Origin of the sequence: Dorea sp. D27 (assembly GCF_001185345.1) — a bacterium.
Taxonomy (GTDB): Bacteria; Bacillota; Clostridia; order Lachnospirales; family Lachnospiraceae; genus Extibacter.
The window spans coordinates 1-20,460 of record NZ_KQ236744.1; the positions used below are offsets into that span (position 1 = coordinate 1).

Below are 20,460 nucleotides of genomic sequence, written 5' to 3' on the forward strand. Positions count from 1 at the left end.
TTGAATTCATCCAGTTAATAATATATTCTTTTGCTTCTTTCTTTGTCTTTATTCCATCTAATACGCTTAATTCTGTGTCAGTAAGATAAGAAGTGACTTCTTTCCAATCACTGAATACATATTCATCTATATTGATGTTTTCCAGTATTTCAATGATTCGGGGTGCCCATTGCTCCTGTCTGAGCCGCAAATCCGACAGACAGTCACATCCGGCTTCTTGTGCCAGATATTCAAGAAAACTTCTCTTTTCCACACCTGTCCCTCCTTTATATGTGAAAGAATACTGTTTATAAAAGTAGACTTTATTGAACAAAAAGCTTTCATTCATTTTATTGTATATGTATTCGCAATTCTTCTGTTTCTCAACAAAATTCTCTTTTTTTACCGATAATTTTATTATATATGAAGCGTACAATAAAGTCTACTTTTTTATTCTGTCAGAAGTTCTTTCCACGTAACCACCCCATTTCATGAAGGTGGTATAAGAAACGCCAAGCTGCCTGGCCGCCTCTCTGCCGCTTATCTTGCCATACCGCCATCGGCTGTATACTTTATAGAAATTATGTGGAACCTTTTTGTTAGGCCTGCCAAACTTTACGCCTCTTGCTTTCGCAGCAGCGATACCTTCTGCCTGCCTTTGTTTTATGTTTTCCCGTTCCGTCTCTGCAACATAAGATAGAAGCTGTAGTACGATATCTGCAATAAGCGTACCAATCAGATCATTGCTTTTTCTCGTGTCGAGAAGCGGCATGTCCAGCACAACGATATATATCTCCTTTGTCTTAGTAAGATACCTCCACTGGTCGAGTATTTCTTTATAATTCCTGCCAAGGCGGTCTATCGATTTGATAACAAGGATATCCTTTTTTTTCAGTCTTTTAAGCAGCTTCTGATATTCCGGACGATTGAAATCTTTACCACTTAACTTGTCCATATATATGTTTTCAGGCAACACGGGAAAATTATGCAGTGCAATAATCTGTCTGTCTTCGTTCTGTTCTCTCGTTGATACTCGTACATATCCATATGTCTTGTTCATTCCTTCACCCCACTGATTTTGAAATTGCATAAATTGATACATCGGCTGTATTAAAAAGAGAGGATGGGCATCCTCTCTTTATAATCTTATCATTACCCTTTTATTTCATTTTCATAAATCGTCTGGCTGACCCACCTCTTTAACTGTTCTGCGATAACTTTATGTAATATACTACTATTACTATAATACAATAAAAGGAAAAAATTACAATACATTTATACTTTTTATGTACTTTTTGCTTCTTTTTGTTCTTTTATGCTCTTTTTTGAAATTTTCTATTGACCCTATTTCATTTTTCATATTATAATTAAAAAAATACTTTTAGTCTGGAGAACTTTTATGTTAGCATCAGAACGGGAAAAAATGATATTAGAGTATCTGAATACCAATGAAATAGCTACGACAAAATTTCTATGTGAATTGACGGGTGCATCTATCGCCACCATACGAAGGGACTTGAATCAGATGGATCAGCGTGGGTTATTAAAAAAAACACACGGTGGTGCACAGAGCATCTCTCCCCGGTCTTATCACGGATATCCGAGTCCGTCATTGGATTATGACCCATTTTTGAAATCAAAAGAGCAGATTGCCAAAAAGGCGGCCGAGTTTATCTCCGCAGGAGACATTATATTTATCGGGGCCGGCATGACATGCAATCTGCTGAGTAAATATATCAATGAGAAAGAGAATATCACTGTCGTGACAACAAATTTAACTGCCGTTATGCAGCTCGTTTCCAATCCGAACATCTCTATACTGCTTCTGGGGGGAAATGTGCACATTGGAACGAACCATATCGAGACGCTGGACGAGTATACGGTCCAGGCACTGGACAAGCTATACTTTGACAAGGTGTTTTTTACAGTGGACGGTATTGAACTTAACAATGGATATTCGATCATCAGCAGAGCACAGCTTCCACTTTATAACCATCTGATTTCCAATTCAAAGCTCATTTATCTTCTCGCCGATGAAGGTAAGTTTGACAAACGTACTTTTACCCACCTGTGCAACCTGGATGAAATACCGAATATTATAACAAACGCCACTACAGACCAAAAATATATCTCCTATTATAAGGAACATGAAATAGGGGTGTTTACAGTATAATCAGACTTAAAATCAGATGCCAGGCGCTCCTGTCTTTGATAGGAATCTCTCTGTCTCCACCTGTACGCTCTCGTAATGTTTTCTTATGCCCTCGCTCTTTGGGATGATTTCGACAAATTCTGCGTCTGGTATGTAATCTCTATAATACTGTCCATACTGTAATCTATGAATCGGGTCTTTTGCGGTCGCGAGAACCAAAGTCTTACAGCCTATCTGCTTGAGCTGGCCCGGATTATGAAATGGCGACTGCTCCGGCAGCACACGGAACTTTTCGCTGTTGTCTTCTATCTTATATTCTGAGAAATGTTTCAGCAATGATTTGGCGGCCTCGGGCGCCTTCTTTTTTAGTGAACGGTATTTCTCCCATTCCACATATATGCCTGCTGCCTCTTCCAGACTATCGGAAGTCTCAACCAGTTCCGCAATACGATGGTATAGCTCACGCACTTCTACTTCCATCGGGAAATGTGTCCAGGCAGGACGGATCAGCACCAATCCGATCACCCGGTCATGATGTTCAACTGCATACCGGACGGCAACTGCCGCCCCCATGGAAACGCCTCCCAGAATAAAACGTCCTAGCTTCAGATAATCCGCAAGCGCTTCAACATCCTCTGCCATCACGTCAAACCGCAGCTTTTTCAACGGGCCGATCTCCGTGTATCCATTCCCCCGCTGATCCATGTATATCATCTGAACTCCTTCCGGCGGTTGAAACAATCTTCGGACCTGCCTCGTATCGCCTCCCATACCGTGCAGCATAATAAAAGGAATCCCCTTCCCTGTCGTCCTATAATAGAATCTCATTCCTTGATGTTCAAAATATCCCATGTCCGCTCCTTTATTGTAGAATCTGTTTCTTTAAAAATAGGATACTGTCTTTCGCCTCGCTTTCCGCAAGACCATGCAGTACCACACTGCCGGTATAGCCGGCTTCCCGCAGACAGGAGATATAATACTTGAAATCAATGTCCCCTTTTCCCGCTGCTTTATATATAATCTGTCCGTTAGTCTTACAGTCTTTCGCGTGCACAAGGACAATCTCATCTTTCAGGAGCGCGACTGCTTCGCGGATTTTATCGTTCATCAGCGCTTTCTCCCCGGGCCGAAACAGATTAGCCGCATCCATGATAATACGTATGGACGGATGGCGGTACTCATCCAGCAGGCGTCTGGCTTTTGCCGCGGATGATACGATGTTGGATACTTCCGGCTCCACGCCCAGGCTGACAGGATACTTTTCCGCGATGGAAAGCAGACGGCCCAGATGTTCTTTCATCTCATTCCAGCTTTCTTGCGAATCATTGTCCGGATGCCATGTCCACATACCCTCTCTGCTGTTAGTTCCTGTACAGATGGACAGGACCGGTATAGAGAGCTCTGTACATATTTCCAGCAGAATCTCTGACTTTTCCAGATATTCCTCAATCTTGTGCTTTTCCATCAGGTTGAACGTCCCCGACATAGCCGCCAGTCCTATACCGTATCTATCCGCCAGATACGATATCTCACCTACAGTTCGAACGTCATATCTGTCCGGCAGAGTTTTTCCTCCTGCCAGGCACATATTAAACTGGAAGCTCTCAATCCCATATGTACGGGCTGTCCGGAACACGGTCTCCAGACTGTCCCTCCCGGCCCATATCTTTGCAAATATTCCAGTCTTCATTACAGCCCTCCTCTGACATCTTTCAGATAGATTTTCCTGCCGTCTTGATGGACCGAGTCATAGACAGCCTTCATAGCACGCATGGCAGCGGTCCCGTCTGCGGCATCTGCCCCATTTTGACAAACGCCTTTTAAGATTACGTCAGCAAAGCCTTCCAGCTGTCTCCTGTAAAAGTGCCCATCCGCAGCCATCGGCCGAAAATACTCATCCCGCTCAAGAGAGTAGGCCTCCGCCTCCGTTGACTGGAACAGCCATGGATTAAAGGTCTTTGCAATTACGCTGCCTCTCGTACCGAATACTTCGAAACCCTCATACCAATCACGGCGTACTGCGATGGTCAGATTCAGCATACCTGCTGTTCCAGCCGCAAGTTCCGCCAGTATAATCCAGGAATACATCTCTTCCTTCTGCACTAGTTTTGCCTCAATGCTGATAATGTCTCCCAGAAGATATCTTACGGTATCAAACAGATGGCTGGAGTGTCCGAGCAGATAATAGTTTTCCCGGTTCTCTTTCGGATTGTCTGCTGGCTTTCTGGAATGTGGACTAGTAAAGATATATGGCTGTACGTTGTCAGTCAGTGTGTAACGGGACGTCCCATCACAATACCATGCCTTCATCGTAAGTACATCACCGATTTCTTCCCGTATAAATCTCCTGGAAAACTGGATGCCTTCGTCAAACCGCTTCATAAACCCTACTTGCAGAATCAGACCCGTCTCTTTGACAAGTCTTTCCATCTCCAGGCACTCTTCTACCGTAACGCCCATCGGCTTCTCCACAAATACGTGCTTTCCTGCCAGAAGAGCCTGCACTGCACATGATGCATGAAACTGGTCGCCGATGCCAATCAGCACTGCCTCTATCTCTTTATCCTCCAGCATCTTCTCATAGGATGAATATCTTTTTCTGCTGCCGTACATGCCGGCCATTCTGTCCAGCAGGTCCTCTGCCACGTCACATATAGCGTACAGCTCAACATTTCTTGCTTTTAAGGCAGCTTCAAAATGAGCCGCCTGGCAGATCATGCCGCAGCCGAGTATACCTAGCCGGAGACACCTTTTTTCTTTCCTATGCAATTTTCCTGCCCCCTTTTTATCTCATCAGCTCTTTTGTAGTCTGGTACAGCTGTTGATATTTCCTGTACTGTTCACGGTACAACTCTTTCAGATACCTTCTCGGCTCATAGGTGTCTCCGCGAAAGCTGACAAATCTCTTTACTCCTTCTTCCACGCTCTCCAGTATCCCCGTTCCGGCACCCGCCAGGATGCACGCACCAAGACATGCCTGTTCCTCCACTCCACTCACACAGATTTCCTTTTCCAGAATATCCGCCTGCATCTGCAGCCAGAGCGGGCTCGACGCACCACCGCCGGACGCTATGATACGGTCTGCCCGAAGGCCCATCTGTTCAAATATCTGAAGAGAATCCTTGAGCGAAAATACGACCCCTTCCATCACGCTCCGTACGAAATGTCTCCGGTCATGCATAAGCCGCATACCGAAAAACATGCCGCTGGCGCCCGTGTCCATATACGGCGTTCTCTCTCCTGTCAGATAGGGTAGATAGAGCAGCCCTCCGGCACCAGGCTCTGTCTCCGCCGCCGCATTGCTCAGTTCCTGGAAACTTCCCGCTTCTAGAATCTTGTCCTTCAGCCAGTTCAGCGACATTCCGCTGCAAAGCGTAGCCCCGAATATAGTATACGCCCGGTTAAGCGCATGGCAGAACGTATGGATGCGCAGTTCTGGATCGTAGATGTCTGCAGCCGAATAGGCGGAAATCTGCCCTCCTGTACCTATATTGCTGATGATAAGCCCCTCCTGCACCGCACCGTTTCCAATGCTCTGCGCCGGCTGGTCCCCACTTCCGTACACGACCGGTATGCCGGCCGGCAGACCTGTCTCACAGGCGCATTGCGCGGTAATGTATCCGGCAGTGTCTTCTGCTTCATGCACGTCTGGAAATATATCTTTCGGTATGTCATAACGTTCGATTATATCATAAGCCCAGTCCCTTTTTCCCGTATCCAGAATACAAGAGGATGACGCATCCGACGCGTCCGTCCCAAGCTCCCCTGTCATGCGGAAACGGATATAGTCTTTGGGCAGAAGTATCTTATTAATAGTATCAAATACGCCGGGCTCCTTTTCCTTCACCCAAAGGAGAGAAGGGAACGCAAAGCCGGAGAACGCCCGGTTATGGAAGATCTTTCCCATTCGACCCATACCGATTTCTTCCTGCATCTGTTCTGCCATATGCTCCGACCTCTGATCCAGCCAGATGATGGCAGGTCTCAGCACTTCTCCGCCTTTTCCGGTCAGAACGAGGCCGTGCATCTGCCCGGAAAACCCTACAGCCCGGATGCTCTGTAACATGGACGGACAATCCGCCTTTAATTCCTGTATCGTCTGCTTTACGGCATCCCACCAAACTTCCGGTGACTGCTGTGCATACCCCGGCTTGGGGATATCCACGGCATAAGCACATGCCGCCGTTTGAACCACCCCGCCCTCTTCATCGAGCAGCATAGATTTGACACTCGATGTACCAAGGTCTATTCCTAATATACAAGCCATGATATTTCCTCCTTGTCTCAGACAGAAAACGCTGTCTTGTGATTATGACAGCGCCCTCTCCTTTTCTTCGTGTCCCTATCCAAAGATAGACTGGATATATTGAAGACCCTTTTTCAATTCTTGACTGATGTGCTCCTGTGACACGTCAGCCATGAGATTCCTCCAAATATTTACATCCCGGCCCACCGGTCCGCCCTTTATGACAAACGGTTCCATAACGATCCGGCCTCCGTAACCGATATCCTCCACTGCCTGACCGACTGCTTGCCACGGAACGTTGTCACAGGGCGCGGGAATCTCTCTGTTGTTCTGACAGACATGCAGATGTGCCAGACTTTTTCCTGCTTTACGGATTGCATCAGGCGTACTCGTCTCCTCGATACCCATGTGGAACATGTCCAAGAGCAGAAGGCAGTTCGGTGAATCCACCTGTCCTATGAACCTGAGTCCTTCCTCCACACTGTTTAATACAAACTGCTCAAAGCGGTTGACCATTTCTATGGCGTACACGATGCCATAGTCTTCTGCCGTCTTTACACATTCCCTTACAGATGCAAGCGCCAGTTCCCATGTACGTTCCTTATCAGGAAGATTGCCGAAATCATACGGCCAGCTTGAGTAAAGAATCCCGCTTAAGATCTTTCCGTCCAGCATATGGATGGCTTCCAGCATGTGCTTCGTATATTCAATGCCTTTTCTTCTCACCGAAGGATCTTCGCTGGCCATGTCGTATTCCTTTGGAAAGCCGATGCACCAGCTCATCTCGACACCATAATCCCCGGCACATTTTTTCAAGTCTTTCATCTTCTCGATATCCATAGCCGGAACATAGTCAGGAGGAGTGACCTCCAGATCGTCAAAACCAGCCTCTGCGGCCAGACGGATTCTCTCCTTTATATCCACGTCCCACTCATTTCCCCATGCGGCGTAGTGGACTCCATATTTATGCTTCATAGCACAATTACCTCCTTAGTGGTTTGCCTTGTATTTATTCTTCAACGCATCGATGATGACTGCAATCATAATCATCGAACCTCCGGCCGTATTGATCAGATATGGATTGATGCCAAGTATGTTCAGCCCTACCTGGAACAGGGTAATAAGCAGCACGCCGCCAAGAACCCCGTTCACTTTCCCGACGCCGCCCGTCAGGCTGACACCGCCGATAACTGCTGAAGCCAGGGCATACATCTGCATGTTGTCTCCAAAAGAAGCCGGGACAGCACCCATGTAAGCGGAATACATCCATCCGGCGAGCGCACACAATCCGGAGGAGATGACAAAGGCCATAATCTTGACCCAGTCGACATTGATGCCGCTTGCCTTCGCACAGCTGATATTGCCCCCCACGGCAAAGAGGCTCCTTCCAAACGTCGTCTTGTTCCACAGGAAACCGATGCACAGGAATACGAGGACAAGCAGAATAGACATGAGCGGTATGCCTGCTATGCTTCCTTTCCCAACATAATTATATTCCTGTGGAAAATTGGTAAATGTACGGCCCGCTGTAAGTGCGAGCAGCCCTCCCATGAGAATCAGGTTCATCGCAATCGTCTCAATGAGAGAGGCGGCCTTCAGTTTTGTAATAATAAGGCCGTTGACGAGTCCGATGAGGCAGCCAAAGATTAATATAAAAAGGATGGCAAGCCACCACGGCAGGATATTGTTCTTCATCAGATATGTGCCAAGCCCTGCTGAAAATGCCATGCTTCCCACGATGGAAAGGTCTATTTCGCCAAGCAGCAGTACATGGGCAAGACCGACGGTCATTATGCCAAGGGCGGAGGCCTGTATCATAATATTTTTGATTATGGTCATCGTAAAGAACGCCGGCTGGTAGATTCCCATCACGATCAGTGATATGACAAGCAGGAACCATACGATATTATTGCTCAGCAGCTCTATCATATTTCCTTTGTAGTTTTTACGTTTCATCTGTCTGTTGCTCCTTTCAGCGAATCCCGGATATCTGTAATCTCCTCTACGGTGAGATTCTCATTTGCAATCTGTCTGGCAAACCTGCCCTCATGGAAAAAACAAATCTCATCGCAAATCCGCAGCATTTCTGAATAATCACTTGTATGGTAAACGATGGATATCCCTTCTGCCGCCAGCTCATCTACCAGGCTCAGAATCTCTTCCCTGCTCCCGATATCGATGCCGATGGTCGGCTCATCGAGGAGCAGGAGCTCCGGTTCAGTACAGAGCGCTTTTGCAAGGACTACTTTCTGCTGGTTTCCTCCGCTCAGCGTCCGTGTAGGTTCCTTTGCATTCTGCGCCTTGATTTCCAGCCTGTTATAGTATTTCATCGTATTCTCCAGTTCCAGCTTGTTCTGGATATATCCCATCCGGCTCAGCTTGTCCTTCATCACGCAGATGCTGATATTGTGCAGGATAGACATATCCTGTACGAGCCCTTCCGCGTGCCTGTCGAAGGGCACATACATAATTCCGTGCCGGATAGCACTTTTCGTATCCTTCACCGATATATCCCTTCCGCTGCCGTCCGTTAGTTTCCCGGATTGCAGACGCTCCAGTCCGCCGAGTACCCTCAGCATTTCCCGCGCCCCTGATTCGGGGAACCCTACAAAACCGACAACCTTGCCCGGATACATCTTCATAGAGACATGATCCACACAGTCAGCCACAAGATCCCGGCACTCGATCGTACAGGTCCCTTGAGGCTGCTCCAGGTTCTTCTTCCTGCAGAACAGGTCTACGCTTTCCCCGATAATCATTTTTGACAGTTCCAGTTCTGTCTTTCCCTCTTTTAAGCTGATGGAACCTGCATATCCATCTTTAAATACGGTAATATTGCTGCAGATTTTCAAGACTTCATCCAGATAATGGGATATGAATATAAAACTGACCCCTTTTGCGCTCATCTCTTCAATGAACTGGAACAGGTTATTGCGTTCCTCCTTTGTAAGCGATGTAGTCGGTTCATCCAGTATGATCAGCTTTGCCTGGCTGAACAGAGCCCTTATGATATTTAACTTCCGCTGTTCAACAAGGCTCAGCCTTCCTGCCTTCGTCTGCGGAGAGACGTGCAGGCCGTACACTTCCAGCACTTCTTCCGCCATGTCGTTCATCTTCTTCCGGTCTACCGTGCCATTTTTCTTCCTGGGCCACACGCCGATGAAAATATTTTCAGCTACCGAAAATTCAGTCACAATTGATGAATGCTGCGGTACGAGGAAGAGACCTGACTTCTGCCTGTGCAGTACGGACTCCCTGTCGATATTCCTTCCTTCAAAGATGACTTCTCCCTGATAGTCTGCAATCAGTCCGGTGATGATATTTACAAATGTACTTTTTCCGGCTCCGTTTTTTCCGACAAGTCCGTGGATTTCACCTTCTTCTACCTGAAAATCAATTCCGTTCAGGACTTGCTTGGTATGAAAACTTTTACATATATTTTTCGCTTCCAGCAACAATGTCTTCATCTCCTTATGAATGGAATGAGCATATGACAATCTGCCACATGCTCATCCAAACCGTGTTAATTACCTATTTGGCTTCCAGCATGACCCATCGGGATTAATACTCTATACCGAGAACATCCGCTGAATAACGACCGGAATTGTTCGGATCCTGCGCGTTGTCTTTGTTTATCTTATGTGTTGGAAGGCTGATCCATGGGCCTTTCCACTCTGTCGCATCTTTAATCTCCGTGCTGTCCCAGGAGAACTTGAAATATGAGTCCTTTGCTTCATATGTATCCGGCAGGTCTTTGCCTTCAAAGATATACTTATCCATCATCTCCAGGCAGATTGCAGCAACCGCATGCCAGTCGAGGTTCACCGTACCATCCATATATCCTTCTGAGATACGGTCCAGCGCCGCCGGTTCGCCGTCAAGCGAAACCATGATGATGTGCCCTTCTTCGCTGACTTTCTTGAGCTTGCCGGCTGCTTCAACTGCCTCATATACACCGTAGAACGCATTGTCACACGGGGCATGCACTGCTTCGATATCCTCGTTTGCCGCCAGCGCGTTGGAGGCTGCGTCCTGAGATAAGAGACGGTCGCCTTTGCCACTTGCCTCGATGACTTCGATATTCGGATATTTTTCCATCACATTGTCAAATCCCTGCTTTCTTTCCTGCATAACCTGGCTTGCCAGATCACCAAATACATTCAGGACTTTTCCTTTTTCTTCACCATTCTTCTCTTTCAGCTTCTCAACGATGATTTCTGCTGCCTGCTGTCCTGCCATAAGGTTGTCACAATCTACGGTAATATCGATGTCGCCGCCGGTTATGGGCGTATCATATACGCCAACTGGAATGTCAGCGTCATTCGCCTCTTTTACGCAGTCAATCAGACTCTCTGAGTCAATAGCCGTGACGATGATTGCCTTCGGGTTCTGGGTAAGAACGGTTTTGAACTGTTCCACTTGTTTGGAGACATCGTTCTCCGCATTCAAGATCTCATAGTCACAGCCAAGGTCTCCTGCATACTTGTCAAACGCTTCCTGCATAGCCGCCCATGCATAGTAGTCAAGTCCTTTGTGCAGAAGGTATATCTTTCCGTCCTTGTCCTCGCTGCCGCTCTCCGTCTTCGTGGAATCGTCTTTTTTCTCTTCCTTAGCACCACATCCGATTACCATAGCCGCTGTCATTGCTACGCAGAGAAGCACACTTAATAACCTCTTCTTCATATCTGTTCCTCCTTCTTTAGATAAGATGATTTGTTTTTGATTGAACACTTTTATACGGAAATTATATGGAAATCATTTCCAATCGTTTTCAATCATTTATTTTAGTTTAAATTACCATACTTTTGTGCATTTGTCAATTATTTTTCTCTTTTTTGATTGTTATTTATTCATTTTATTGACTTAACAATCATAACATGGTAAAATAAGCTCAAAATTTCTCATACATTTAAAGGAGGTTTATATTTATGAGTCCTATCATGAAGCAAGTTGTCTTAAATGAAACGAAATCATTTGTTTTTCAAGATGTAGAAGTGCCTGTACCAGGCGTAGGGCAGGCACTGCTGAAGATGAAGGCAGTCGGAATCTGCGGATCAGATATCCATACTTATTTTGGAAAGCATCCATTCGTACATGCTCCTATCGTACTTGGACACGAAGCGAGCGGCGAAATCGTATCCTTCGGTCCGGGCGCACATGACGGCCTTAAAGAGGGAGACCGTGTCGTCATCCGCCCTCAGCGTACATGCGGCAATTGCCGGCCATGCAGGGAGGGGCGCTACAATATCTGTGAGCGTCTCAACGTGCTCGGATGTCTGAGTACCGGAGGATCTTCTGAATATTTTGCGGTGGAGCATTCTATTCTATATAAGATACCAGACACGCTCTCCTATGCGGAAGGCACAGTGCTCGAGCCTCTCGCTGTCGGCGTCCACGCGGTAAAACGGGCCGGCGATCCGTCAGGAAAGAACATTCTCGTCTGCGGCGCCGGAACGATCGGTAATGTCGTGGCACAGGCAGCCCTTGGCCTTGGAGCCAGGAATGTAATCATTACCGATATCTCGGATTATAAGCTGGACCTTGCGAGAAAATGTGGTATATCCAACACGGTAAATGTAAAAGACAGCAGTCTTCGTGAAGCAGTAGACAAGATTCTGGACGGGGAGCAGCTCGACCTGATTCTGGAATGCTCTGCCGTGGAATCTGTGTTAAACGATGCGATAGATATTGCGCCAAAGGGCATCAGCATCGTCATCGTAGGTGTCTTTGAAGACATGCCGAACGTTGACATGGCGGCCGTTCAAGACCGGGAGTATGCGCTGCTCGGTACTCTCATGTATACCCATGAAGATTATGTGGATGCCATCCGCCTCGCAGGGGAACAGAAAGCAGATTTAAAGACGCTGATTACAAAGACGTACCCGTTTGAACAATATGCAGAGGCTTTCCAATATGTAGAGCATAACCGGGCAACGGCTCAGAAAGTTATTATTGAGCTATGAATATGAAGAAAAAGGAGGATGAAATATGGACAAAAAGACTTACACACAACAGGAAATGGCTTCTTATATCGATCATACACTTTTAAAGCCCGATGCAGCAAGGGAGGATATCCTGCAAATCTGTCAGGAGGCAGTGAAGTATCACTTTGCATCTGTATGTGTCAATCCGTCATGGATTCCGCTTGTGTCAGAACAGTTGAAAGGGACAGGGGTAAAAACGTGCTCTGTCATCAGCTTTCCACTAGGAAGCGAGACACCTGAAATGAAAGCGATGGAAGCTACGTATGTCATCAGCCAGGGCGCGGATGAAGTCGATATGGTCATCAATATCGGTGCGGTCAAATCCGGAGACTGGAATCTGGCGGAAAGAGACATCCGCGCTGTGACAGAAGTGAAACAGGATGCGCTTGTCAAAGTGATCATCGAGACCTGCCTTCTGACAGAGGACGAAAAGGTTCGGATATGTGAGATTGCAAAAAGGGCCGGGGCCGATTACGTCAAGACTTCAACCGGCTTCTCAAAAAGCGGGGCTCATGTCTCAGATGTGGCGCTGATGCGTAAGACCGTGGGGCCGGACATAGGCGTAAAGGCATCCGGAGGTATCCGCACCCTTGAGGATGCACAGAATATGCTGGCGGCAGGGGCTACCCGCCTCGGGGCCAGCGCGGGAATAGAAATTATCAGCTCACTTACTTAAGGAGGCGACATCATGGAACAAGATCTGAAACAATACTCTGCCAGAATCCGCACCGTCCTGCTAAAGCTGCTGAGAGCCAAAAACGGCGGCCATCTCGGCGGTTCCATGTCCATCATAGAAGTGCTCTCTGTATTATATGGCAGGCAGATGAAGTATGACCCTAAGAATCCGGAATGGGAAGAACGCGATCTTCTCGTCCTGTCAAAAGGCCATGCGGGACCCGGTCTCTATGCCGCCCTCTGCACGGCTGGTTTCTTCCGGGAACAGGAACTATACTCGCTGAACGACGGAGGCACCTGCTTTCCCTCCCATCCGGACAGGTCCAAGACCCCGGGCGTGGACGCGACGACCGGCTCGCTCGGCCAGGGAACATCTGTCGCGGCCGGACTTGGCTACGGACTCAAGCTCAGCGGATCCGGCCGCTTTGTATACCTCATCGCCGGAGACGGAGAGCTGAATGAAGGACAGTGCTGGGAAGCCTTCCAGTTCATCGCACACCATAAGCTTAACAATGTCATCGTCCTGATCGACAATAATAAGCGGCAGCTTGACGGTTACACGACTGATATTCTCAACCCGTTTTCCATCGAAGATAAGATGAAGGCATTTGGTTTTCACACGGAGACTGTCAGCGGGAGCGATGAGGATGCCATCTCACATGCCATTGACCGTGCAAAATCAGTAGAAGGCTCGGCAGCCTGCATCGTCCTGGATACCATCAAAGGGCAGGGAATCACGTATTTTGAGCAGATGGAATCCAACCATTCGGTAAAATTCAACGAGCAGGACTTCCGGGAAGTGGATGCTGCTCTGGCCGACCTGGCTGAGGCTTATGGATTGGAGGTGTTGTAATGTGGAGATTATGTAAGGAGACGGAAGAAAAAAGCAGGGAGCTGAGGCAGATTTTTACGGAGACGCTGCAGGAGATGATGTCCGAAAACAACAAGATTCTGGCCTTGGAAGCAGACCTGGGCGGTGCGTCCGGCTTTCTGGCCATAAAAAAGTCACATCCGGCACAGTTCCTTGACGTAGGCATTGCGGAGGCAAATATGATCGGGGTGGCGGCAGGGCTGTCCATGCTCGGTTATATTCCCTATGTACATACCTTCGCGCCGTTCGCCTCCCGGAGGGTAGAAGACCAGGTCTTCTTATCCGGGGCTTATGCCGGAAACACCATGAACATCTATGCTTCCGACCCCGGCATCTGCGCTGCGACCAACGGGGGTACACATACCTCGTTTGAGGACCTGGCCTTCATGCGTGCACTGCCGGAAGCACTTGTATTCGACCCGGCTGATGACGTACAGCTTAGATGGCTCGTTCGGGAGCTGGCCTCCCATAAGGGAGTTCACTATATCCGTGCCAGCCGGAAGTCCGCAGACCGGATATACGAGTCAGGCTCTTCATTTGAAATCGGAAAAGGCAACATCATAAAAGAGGGCGGTTCTGTACTTCTCATCGCAATGGGCGAAGTGCTCGGCGACGCGCTGAGAGCTGCACATGAGCTGGATCAGGACGGCATCTCTGTAGAAGTCATCGACATGTTCTCTGTAAAGCCCCTTGACGTAGAATTAATACGGCGGGAATCTCGTGGTAAACAACTTGTCGTTACCTTCGAAAACCACAGCGTCATCAATGGGCTCGGTTCTGCCGTATCCGATGTATTGTCTGAGTTAGGAGCAGGAATACCCTTAAAGAAAATCGGGGTAAATGACCAGTTCGGTCAAGTGGGAAGTATCCCATATCTGAAGGAAGCCTACGGGTTGACAAAAGAACATGTCAAAGAGGTGATAGCCTGCTCTTTAAGTAAATTTGAGGCCGGGCGGAAGGTACGTGGCATCTGCTCCGATACGTCCGGAAGCTCCGACTGTCACACAGAGCCATAAGCCCGCTATCTACATACCGGCAAGAGCATTGCAGTCGAAAAGACCTCTGAGGGGAAGTAGTTCAAGTTCTCTCCCCTCAGAGGTCTTTTTATGGATGCGTCAGATCTCCAGTTCGTACAGCCGTGCCGCGTTGCGGTACATGATGCCCTCTATCTCTTCCTCTGTCAGCAGCGGCCATCCGCAGCGTCTGTTTATCTCGTTGAATCCGGTGCGTACTTTTTCGATATGACCTATTATTTCAACGGAAGGGTCTTCAGAGAACGGATAATTATCCGGTGCCACAAAATCAGTAGCGAACATGATCTTATCAAGTACACCGTACTCCCTGGCCTGTACGAGATTCCACGCGATCGTCATTTCCCGGTCATAAGCCATTGAGAGATCTGTGTACATCCGGTCTGAGTTGGCCATCAGTATGAACAGCTGCTCCGTGTGGGGATATCCCATATGTTCTACTACTATCTTCATCTTTGGGAAGTCCATCATCACATCATTGAGATGCTCCGGCTTGTAATATTTCATCGGGGCAAAGTAAGGAGGGCATTCGCTCATTGCCGAGTGATGGTACTGGACGACGATGTCGTGCTTCTGTGCCAGCTGATAGAACGGATAGACCGTCTTGTCGTTGGCATTGTAATGTCCGCACGGCGGCGTGAGCAGCACGCCGCGTATCCTGTCGTTCAGGACATCTTTCTCAAATTTATCAAATGCAGCCTGGTTGAAGCGGTTTATTTTATCAATTGGTTCCACGCTCGCAAATGGAATGATGAAGTCAGGATATCTGTCATAGGCTTCCTGAACGTAGTTCTCCGCCATATCCGTATTCCATATCCGGTACATGGCCTGTCCCATGGCGACTACTTTTTCGATTCCCATGCCCTTCCACATCTGAACCAGTTCATCCAAATCCATGTTCTCGGGGATTCTCCAGTTATCCAGCCACTCGTAACGTTCCTTATCAAAGTTTTCTTTTCTGATCAAATGCATATGTGCATCAATAATCATCCTGCACGCCTCCTTTATTCTGCCTTTCCTTCATTTAGAAATTATAGTCGTCAACCGTGTCCTTGTCAAATTCCAGCACTGCATTGAACGTGATGTTCGTTCCGATTACAGAGGATTCTGGATATCCTTCCACAGTATCACCTTCTTTATATTCTTTTCCGTCAGCCAGACAGCTGTAAACGATATTGACCGCTTCTTTTCCAAGCGTCATAACATCCCACAGGCAGCCTACTACATTCAGGTTGTCTTTCATCATATATTCCTTGATATTGTTCGGCTGTTCTGCTCCGTACACGATTACTTCGCTTCTGCCGGACGCATCCACAGCCTGTGCCGCCCCTAAAAGCCCCGGCGTGGCAATAACCGCGATGAGGTCAAGGTCTGGGTTCGCTGTCAGCAGGTCCTGGCAGAGTGCGTATGCCTTCTGCTGGTCGCCGCCGTGATATACCGTAGGCGTCACCTCGATGTCAGGGAACTCATTCTTCAGGACATCTTGAAGCGCTTCTTCCTTAAGCGTCAGTGATGTGGCGGTCATATTGCCGTTTACAACTCCTATCTTGCCTTTACCTTCCAGCATCTCGCCGATAGTCTTGCCCATCTGTTCCCCATATATCTTATCTCCGCACATATTGATAAAATACTCGCGGGCTGTTTCGTCTACCACGTCATCATCCCATGTATATACATGGATTCCAGCATCCATAGCCTCTTTCAGTACCGGAACGAGCGCCTCCCCGTCTGCCGGACATATAAGCAGCGCATCTGTGTCACCCCCGCTGATGAGATCTTGTACCAGGTTCACCTGCTTGGATGCGTCAAGTTCTGACGGTCCGATGTAGTCCAGCGTAATACCCAGGTCGTCTGCCTGTTCTTTGGCCGCGTTATAGTAGGATTCAAATATAGGCATGCCCATGACCTTTGGCATCATGACTACCTTAAGGTCCTCCGCCTTCTTTGTCTCTGCCGATCCGGACTTGCTGTCCTTTTCGCCCGCTCCGCCTCTTGTACATCCGGCAAGTCCGAATACGAGAACAAATGCCAGAATGACCGCTGTCAGCTGTTTTACTTTTTTCATAGTTCTTCCTCCTTACATTGAATTGGTTTTTTTATTTATTTTGACCGCTTATCATCCGTCTCTCCTTCAGTTTTCCGGAAAACTGCCGGATAAGCAGGACGGCAAGCAGGACAATCCCTATGAGCATCTGCCGTTTCAGGGAAGATATCTTATTCAGGTTAAGCCCGTTCCCTAATATGGCGAAAACGAGCACGCCGATTATCGTACCAGAGACTTTACCGCTCCCTCCGGCCAGGTCAGTTCCCCCAAGCATGACAGCCGCTACGCCTTCAAACATATAGCTGGCTCCGGCGTCGGCTCTCGCCGTCGCAAGCCGGGAGGTCACAACCACGCCTGAAAGCCCGGCCAGAAGCGCAGCAGATGCGTAACAGAGGATTATCGTCTTCTTAACATTGATGCCGGCGAACCGGGAGCCGACCGGCCCTGATCCGAGCAGATACACCTTCCGCCCGAACCGGCCCTTGTTCATCACGACAGACATCAGGATGACCAGTCCTGCCAATAGGAAGAGCTGGAGTGGAATGCCTGCCAGATACCCTTGTCCAAGCATCAGAAATCCTTCCGGAAATCCTGAGATTGCATCTCCTTTGGACAGTGCAAGTGCTATACCCTGGTAGAGCGTCATCGTTCCAAGCGTCGCCAGCATGGGCGCTATCTTAAGCTCTCCCACGAGCCAGCCGTTGAAGAATCCGGCCAGAAGGGCTGCTGCCAGGCTTATCAGGACCGAGGCCCAGATGTTCAGGCCGCCTTTGAACAGGACGCCTACCATGACCGACGTCATCCCGATCATCGCAGAGCTGGACATGTCAAATCCACCCGTCAGTATGACAAGCATGATGCCAAGGGATACGATGCCAAGTTCGCACATCTGCTGAAGAATCCTCATCAAGTTACCAAATGCCAGGAATTCCGGTGTCGTCACAGTAAGAAATATGGTCAGTCCCAGAAATACAATCAGAAGCAGTCTGTCATTTCCATCTAAATTTTTTGTGATTTTCTTCATCTGTACTCCCCCTGTTCTCTTTTCGTATTGACCGCATCTATGATAACCGGTATGACGATGCATATTCCATTCAGGATGTTCTGCCAGTATGCCTGTACGTGAGCGAGTACAAGTGCATTCTGTATGAGTCCCAGAAGCAGGACTCCAAGCAGCGTGCTCAGGACATTTCCTTTTCCTCCGTTGATGCTGGTACCTCCAAGCACGACACTGGCAACGATAGTCATTTCGAGCCCGTTTGCCGCCGTCGGAAGGATAGCGCCGCTCGGTGAGAAATAGACGATTGCGGCTATGCCGGTGAGTGCTCCCAGAGAGGCGAATACGAAGATATATACTTTGCTCAGGCTGACCCCCATGCGGACCGCAGCCGTTTTATTGCCGCCTACCGCATATATCTGACGCCCAATCTTCGTATACCTCAATATGAGATGCATCGATAGCGCCGCCACAGCCAGTATGTAGATGCTGATCGGGAGCCCAAGCCATTTTCCAGTGCCAATCGTCAGGAAGTATTTTGGCAGACCCATCAGCCAGCTTCCCCGTGTCCAGTCCAGTATGAATCCCCGGAAGATATTCATCATAGCCAGAGATACGATGATGGGAGGCAGATTCGTCTTGGCCACAAGCGTCCCGTTGATACCCCCAAGCAGGCCCCCGATTACTAAAAATGCCAGAAACATCGTAAATACGTTCAAGACCTGCATCTGCATAAGCTTTCCTGCCAGCACGCCGACCGTGACAAGCTGTGCGGATACGGATATATCGATGCCGCCTACGATCAGGACTGCCGTCATCCCCACTGCCATGATGGCATTCGCCGCGTTAGTGGAAATGATATTGATAAGATTGAACGGTGTCAGGAACTGAGGATTGATCACCGTAGTGATAGCTGCTACTATCACGATTGCTATCAGGAGCGTCGTCTCCCGCTTTGCGAATATTTTCTTCATCTCAAACCCCTTTCCGCACATCAGAGCGCTTTCTCCAAAATCTTTTCCTGCGTAGCCTCTTCCGCTTTCATTTCGCCGACTATCCTGCCCTTCTTCATGACGACAATCCGGTCAGATACTTTCAGAATCTCAGGAAGTTCGGAAGATATGACAACGACTCCCATCCCTCTTTTGGCCAGATTCCTCAGAAGCCTGTGAATCTCTGTCTTTGCTCCGATATCGACACCCGCTGTCGGTTCATCTACGATAAAAATCTTCGGATCTGTGGACAGCCATTTTCCTACGACTACTTTCTGTGCGTTTCCGCCAGACAGATTTTCGATATTCATCTCCGGCAGCCGTGGCCGGATGTCCAGCTTCTCCATATATTCATCAACGAGCTCATCTTCCCTCTTCTTGTCCAGAAGGCCCATCTTACCTGTTATCTTATCCAGAACCGTGGCTGTCAGATTGGCCCTCACGCTTTGCTTTACGATGATGCCCTGGGTCAGGCGGTTTTCCGGCAGATATGCGAGTCCTTTCTTAATGGCGCTCTGGGGATTTCTGATATCCGTTTTATCCCCTCCTATGAACAATTCTCCTGTATCAGGCTTCGTAATGCCGAACACGCTCTGGAACAGCTCGCTTCTGCCGGCGCCTACAAGGCCGGTCAGTCCCACTACTTCCCCTTTATAGAGTGTAAAATCCACATCTGCATAGTTTCCTTCTTTGGAATACCCTTTTAGTTCCAGAAGCTTTACCCTGCGCTCCACTGGCTTCTTCTCTTCTATCTCGTCGATTTTTCTGCCTACCATGTGGACGACCAGCTTGTCCTCAGACATCTCTTTTGTCTGGAAAGTGCCGATATAATTTCCATCCCGGAGGATGCTGATCCGGTCAGATACGCGGAATACCTCTTCAAATTTGTGGCTGATATATAATATAGAAATATTCTTTTCTCTCAGCATCTCGATAATATGATAGAGCTTATCTACCTCGCCGCTTGACAGCGACGCGGTCGGCTCGTCCATGACTATGACTCTGGACTCGAAGTATACTGCTCTTGCAATCGCCACCATCTGCTGTACACCAATGCTCACATCTTCCAGCCTCTTCCTCGTATCGATCTCAATATCCAGAAGCTTCATGGCCTCGGCTGCCACCTTTTCCTGCCTGCTGTGGCTGATGAACCTTTTATTATCCTTTCCCATGCAGATATTCTCGGCGATGGACAGGTTCGGGTACAGGCTGATATCCTGATAGATAATGGATATGCCCTGCCGGATAGCGGAATACGGGTCTGTGATGGTCTCTTTGGTCCATCCGAGTCTTATCTTCCCGCCTTCATCCGGGTGGTATACCCCGGCAAGTATTTTTATCAACGTAGATTTTCCGGCACCATTTTCCCCGACGAGCGCATGTACTTCTCCCTCTTTCAATTCCAGGTTCACATCATTTAATGCCTTTACACCGGGAAATGTCTTGCTGATATGCTCTAATTGAACTGCGATTTTATCTGCCAATCCTT

Annotated in this window: 20 protein-coding genes; 5 read left to right on the top strand and 15 right to left on the bottom strand. The window is 48.2% G+C overall.

What is annotated here, in order from left to right:
- On the bottom strand, nucleotides 1-253 hold a 253-nt coding region (locus HMPREF0980_RS18880; RefSeq protein ID WP_147629794.1), incomplete at its 3' end, for a hypothetical protein.
- A gap of 168 nt (nucleotides 254-421) precedes the next feature.
- Entirely contained in the window at nucleotides 422-1,039 is a 618-nt protein-coding gene (locus tag HMPREF0980_RS06490) for a recombinase family protein (protein ID WP_049728361.1), read from the bottom strand.
- 339 nt (nucleotides 1,040-1,378) lie between these two features.
- On the opposite strand from HMPREF0980_RS06490, the gene HMPREF0980_RS06495 reads away from it, so the two are divergent.
- Nucleotides 1,379-2,152 carry a DeoR/GlpR family DNA-binding transcription regulator gene (locus HMPREF0980_RS06495; RefSeq protein ID WP_049728362.1) on the top strand — a complete coding sequence of 258 codons (774 nt, stop codon included), beginning with the start codon at nucleotides 1,379-1,381 and terminating at the stop codon, nucleotides 2,150-2,152.
- 12 nt (nucleotides 2,153-2,164) lie between these two features.
- On the opposite strand, the gene HMPREF0980_RS06500 is transcribed toward HMPREF0980_RS06495, so the two are convergent.
- The 8 genes from HMPREF0980_RS06500 to HMPREF0980_RS06535 form a co-directional block, all read right to left on the bottom strand.
- Nucleotides 2,165-2,983 (bottom strand): alpha/beta fold hydrolase, encoded by an 819-nt coding sequence (locus tag HMPREF0980_RS06500; RefSeq protein ID WP_049728363.1) that lies wholly within the window; start codon nucleotides 2,981-2,983, stop codon nucleotides 2,165-2,167.
- 10 nt (nucleotides 2,984-2,993) lie between these two features.
- The gene (locus HMPREF0980_RS06505) at nucleotides 2,994-3,821 is read right to left on the bottom strand and encodes a sugar phosphate isomerase/epimerase family protein (RefSeq protein WP_049728364.1); all 828 of its coding nucleotides are present in this window, start codon (nucleotides 3,819-3,821) and stop codon (nucleotides 2,994-2,996) included.
- Nucleotides 3,821-4,900 (bottom strand): Gfo/Idh/MocA family protein, encoded by a 1,080-nt coding sequence (locus tag HMPREF0980_RS06510; protein WP_084002678.1) that lies wholly within the window; start codon nucleotides 4,898-4,900, stop codon nucleotides 3,821-3,823. Before HMPREF0980_RS06510 ends, HMPREF0980_RS06505 begins: the two co-directional genes overlap by 1 nt.
- Before the next feature lie 16 nt (nucleotides 4,901-4,916).
- On the bottom strand, nucleotides 4,917-6,398 hold the full coding sequence (gene xylB, locus HMPREF0980_RS06515; RefSeq protein WP_049728365.1) for a xylulokinase: 1,482 nt from the start codon (nucleotides 6,396-6,398) through the stop codon (nucleotides 4,917-4,919).
- 75 nt (nucleotides 6,399-6,473) lie between these two features.
- Nucleotides 6,474-7,352: a D-psicose 3-epimerase gene (locus HMPREF0980_RS06520; protein WP_049728366.1), complete on the bottom strand. Its 879-nt coding sequence runs from the start codon at nucleotides 7,350-7,352 to the stop codon at nucleotides 6,474-6,476.
- Nucleotides 7,353-7,367: 15 nt separating this feature from the next.
- Nucleotides 7,368-8,333: an ABC transporter permease gene (locus tag HMPREF0980_RS06525; protein WP_049728367.1), complete on the bottom strand. Its 966-nt coding sequence runs from the start codon at nucleotides 8,331-8,333 to the stop codon at nucleotides 7,368-7,370.
- Complete coding sequence (locus tag HMPREF0980_RS06530; RefSeq protein WP_198146204.1) at nucleotides 8,330-9,832, bottom strand: sugar ABC transporter ATP-binding protein; 1,503 nt, start codon at nucleotides 9,830-9,832, stop codon at nucleotides 8,330-8,332. The genes HMPREF0980_RS06525 and HMPREF0980_RS06530 overlap by 4 nt, the downstream gene beginning before the upstream one ends.
- A gap of 106 nt (nucleotides 9,833-9,938) precedes the next feature.
- On the bottom strand, nucleotides 9,939-11,060 hold the full coding sequence (locus tag HMPREF0980_RS06535) for a sugar ABC transporter substrate-binding protein (RefSeq protein WP_049728369.1): 1,122 nt from the start codon (nucleotides 11,058-11,060) through the stop codon (nucleotides 9,939-9,941).
- Between the two features lie 245 nt (nucleotides 11,061-11,305).
- Here HMPREF0980_RS06535 and HMPREF0980_RS06540 point away from each other — a divergent pair, with 245 nt between their 5' ends.
- Genes HMPREF0980_RS06540 through HMPREF0980_RS06555 form a run of 4 tightly spaced genes read left to right on the top strand, consistent with a single transcriptional unit; the run spans nucleotide 11,306 to nucleotide 14,923 of the window.
- On the top strand, nucleotides 11,306-12,340 hold the full coding sequence (locus HMPREF0980_RS06540) for a zinc-dependent alcohol dehydrogenase (protein WP_084002680.1): 1,035 nt from the start codon (nucleotides 11,306-11,308) through the stop codon (nucleotides 12,338-12,340).
- Between the two features lie 25 nt (nucleotides 12,341-12,365).
- Nucleotides 12,366-13,037 (top strand): deoxyribose-phosphate aldolase, encoded by a 672-nt coding sequence (deoC, locus tag HMPREF0980_RS06545; RefSeq protein ID WP_049728370.1) that lies wholly within the window; start codon nucleotides 12,366-12,368, stop codon nucleotides 13,035-13,037.
- Between the two features lie 12 nt (nucleotides 13,038-13,049).
- A complete protein-coding gene (locus tag HMPREF0980_RS06550; RefSeq protein ID WP_049728371.1) occupies nucleotides 13,050-13,889 on the top strand; it encodes a transketolase in 840 nt (279 codons plus the stop codon).
- The gene (locus tag HMPREF0980_RS06555; RefSeq protein WP_084002681.1) at nucleotides 13,889-14,923 is read left to right on the top strand and encodes a transketolase family protein; all 1,035 of its coding nucleotides are present in this window, start codon (nucleotides 13,889-13,891) and stop codon (nucleotides 14,921-14,923) included. The genes HMPREF0980_RS06550 and HMPREF0980_RS06555 overlap by 1 nt, the downstream gene beginning before the upstream one ends.
- 99 nt (nucleotides 14,924-15,022) lie before the next feature.
- On the opposite strand, the gene HMPREF0980_RS06560 is transcribed toward HMPREF0980_RS06555, so the two are convergent.
- Genes HMPREF0980_RS06560 through HMPREF0980_RS06580 form a run of 5 tightly spaced genes read right to left on the bottom strand, consistent with a single transcriptional unit; the run spans nucleotide 15,023 to nucleotide 20,455 of the window.
- Nucleotides 15,023-15,928, bottom strand: coding sequence for an amidohydrolase family protein (locus HMPREF0980_RS06560; RefSeq protein ID WP_049728372.1), 906 nt, complete (start codon nucleotides 15,926-15,928; stop codon nucleotides 15,023-15,025).
- Nucleotides 15,929-15,962: 34 nt separating this feature from the next.
- Entirely contained in the window at nucleotides 15,963-17,003 is a 1,041-nt protein-coding gene (locus HMPREF0980_RS06565; RefSeq protein ID WP_049728373.1) for an autoinducer 2 ABC transporter substrate-binding protein, read from the bottom strand.
- Nucleotides 17,004-17,034: 31 nt separating this feature from the next.
- Nucleotides 17,035-18,006: an ABC transporter permease gene (locus HMPREF0980_RS06570; protein ID WP_049728374.1), complete on the bottom strand. Its 972-nt coding sequence runs from the start codon at nucleotides 18,004-18,006 to the stop codon at nucleotides 17,035-17,037.
- Complete coding sequence (locus HMPREF0980_RS06575) at nucleotides 18,003-18,953, bottom strand: ABC transporter permease (protein ID WP_198146206.1); 951 nt, start codon at nucleotides 18,951-18,953, stop codon at nucleotides 18,003-18,005. Before HMPREF0980_RS06575 ends, HMPREF0980_RS06570 begins: the two co-directional genes overlap by 4 nt.
- A 20-nt stretch (nucleotides 18,954-18,973) precedes the next feature.
- A complete protein-coding gene (locus HMPREF0980_RS06580) occupies nucleotides 18,974-20,455 on the bottom strand; it encodes a sugar ABC transporter ATP-binding protein (protein WP_049729142.1) in 1,482 nt (493 codons plus the stop codon).
- Between the last annotated feature and the right edge of the window lie 5 nt (nucleotides 20,456-20,460).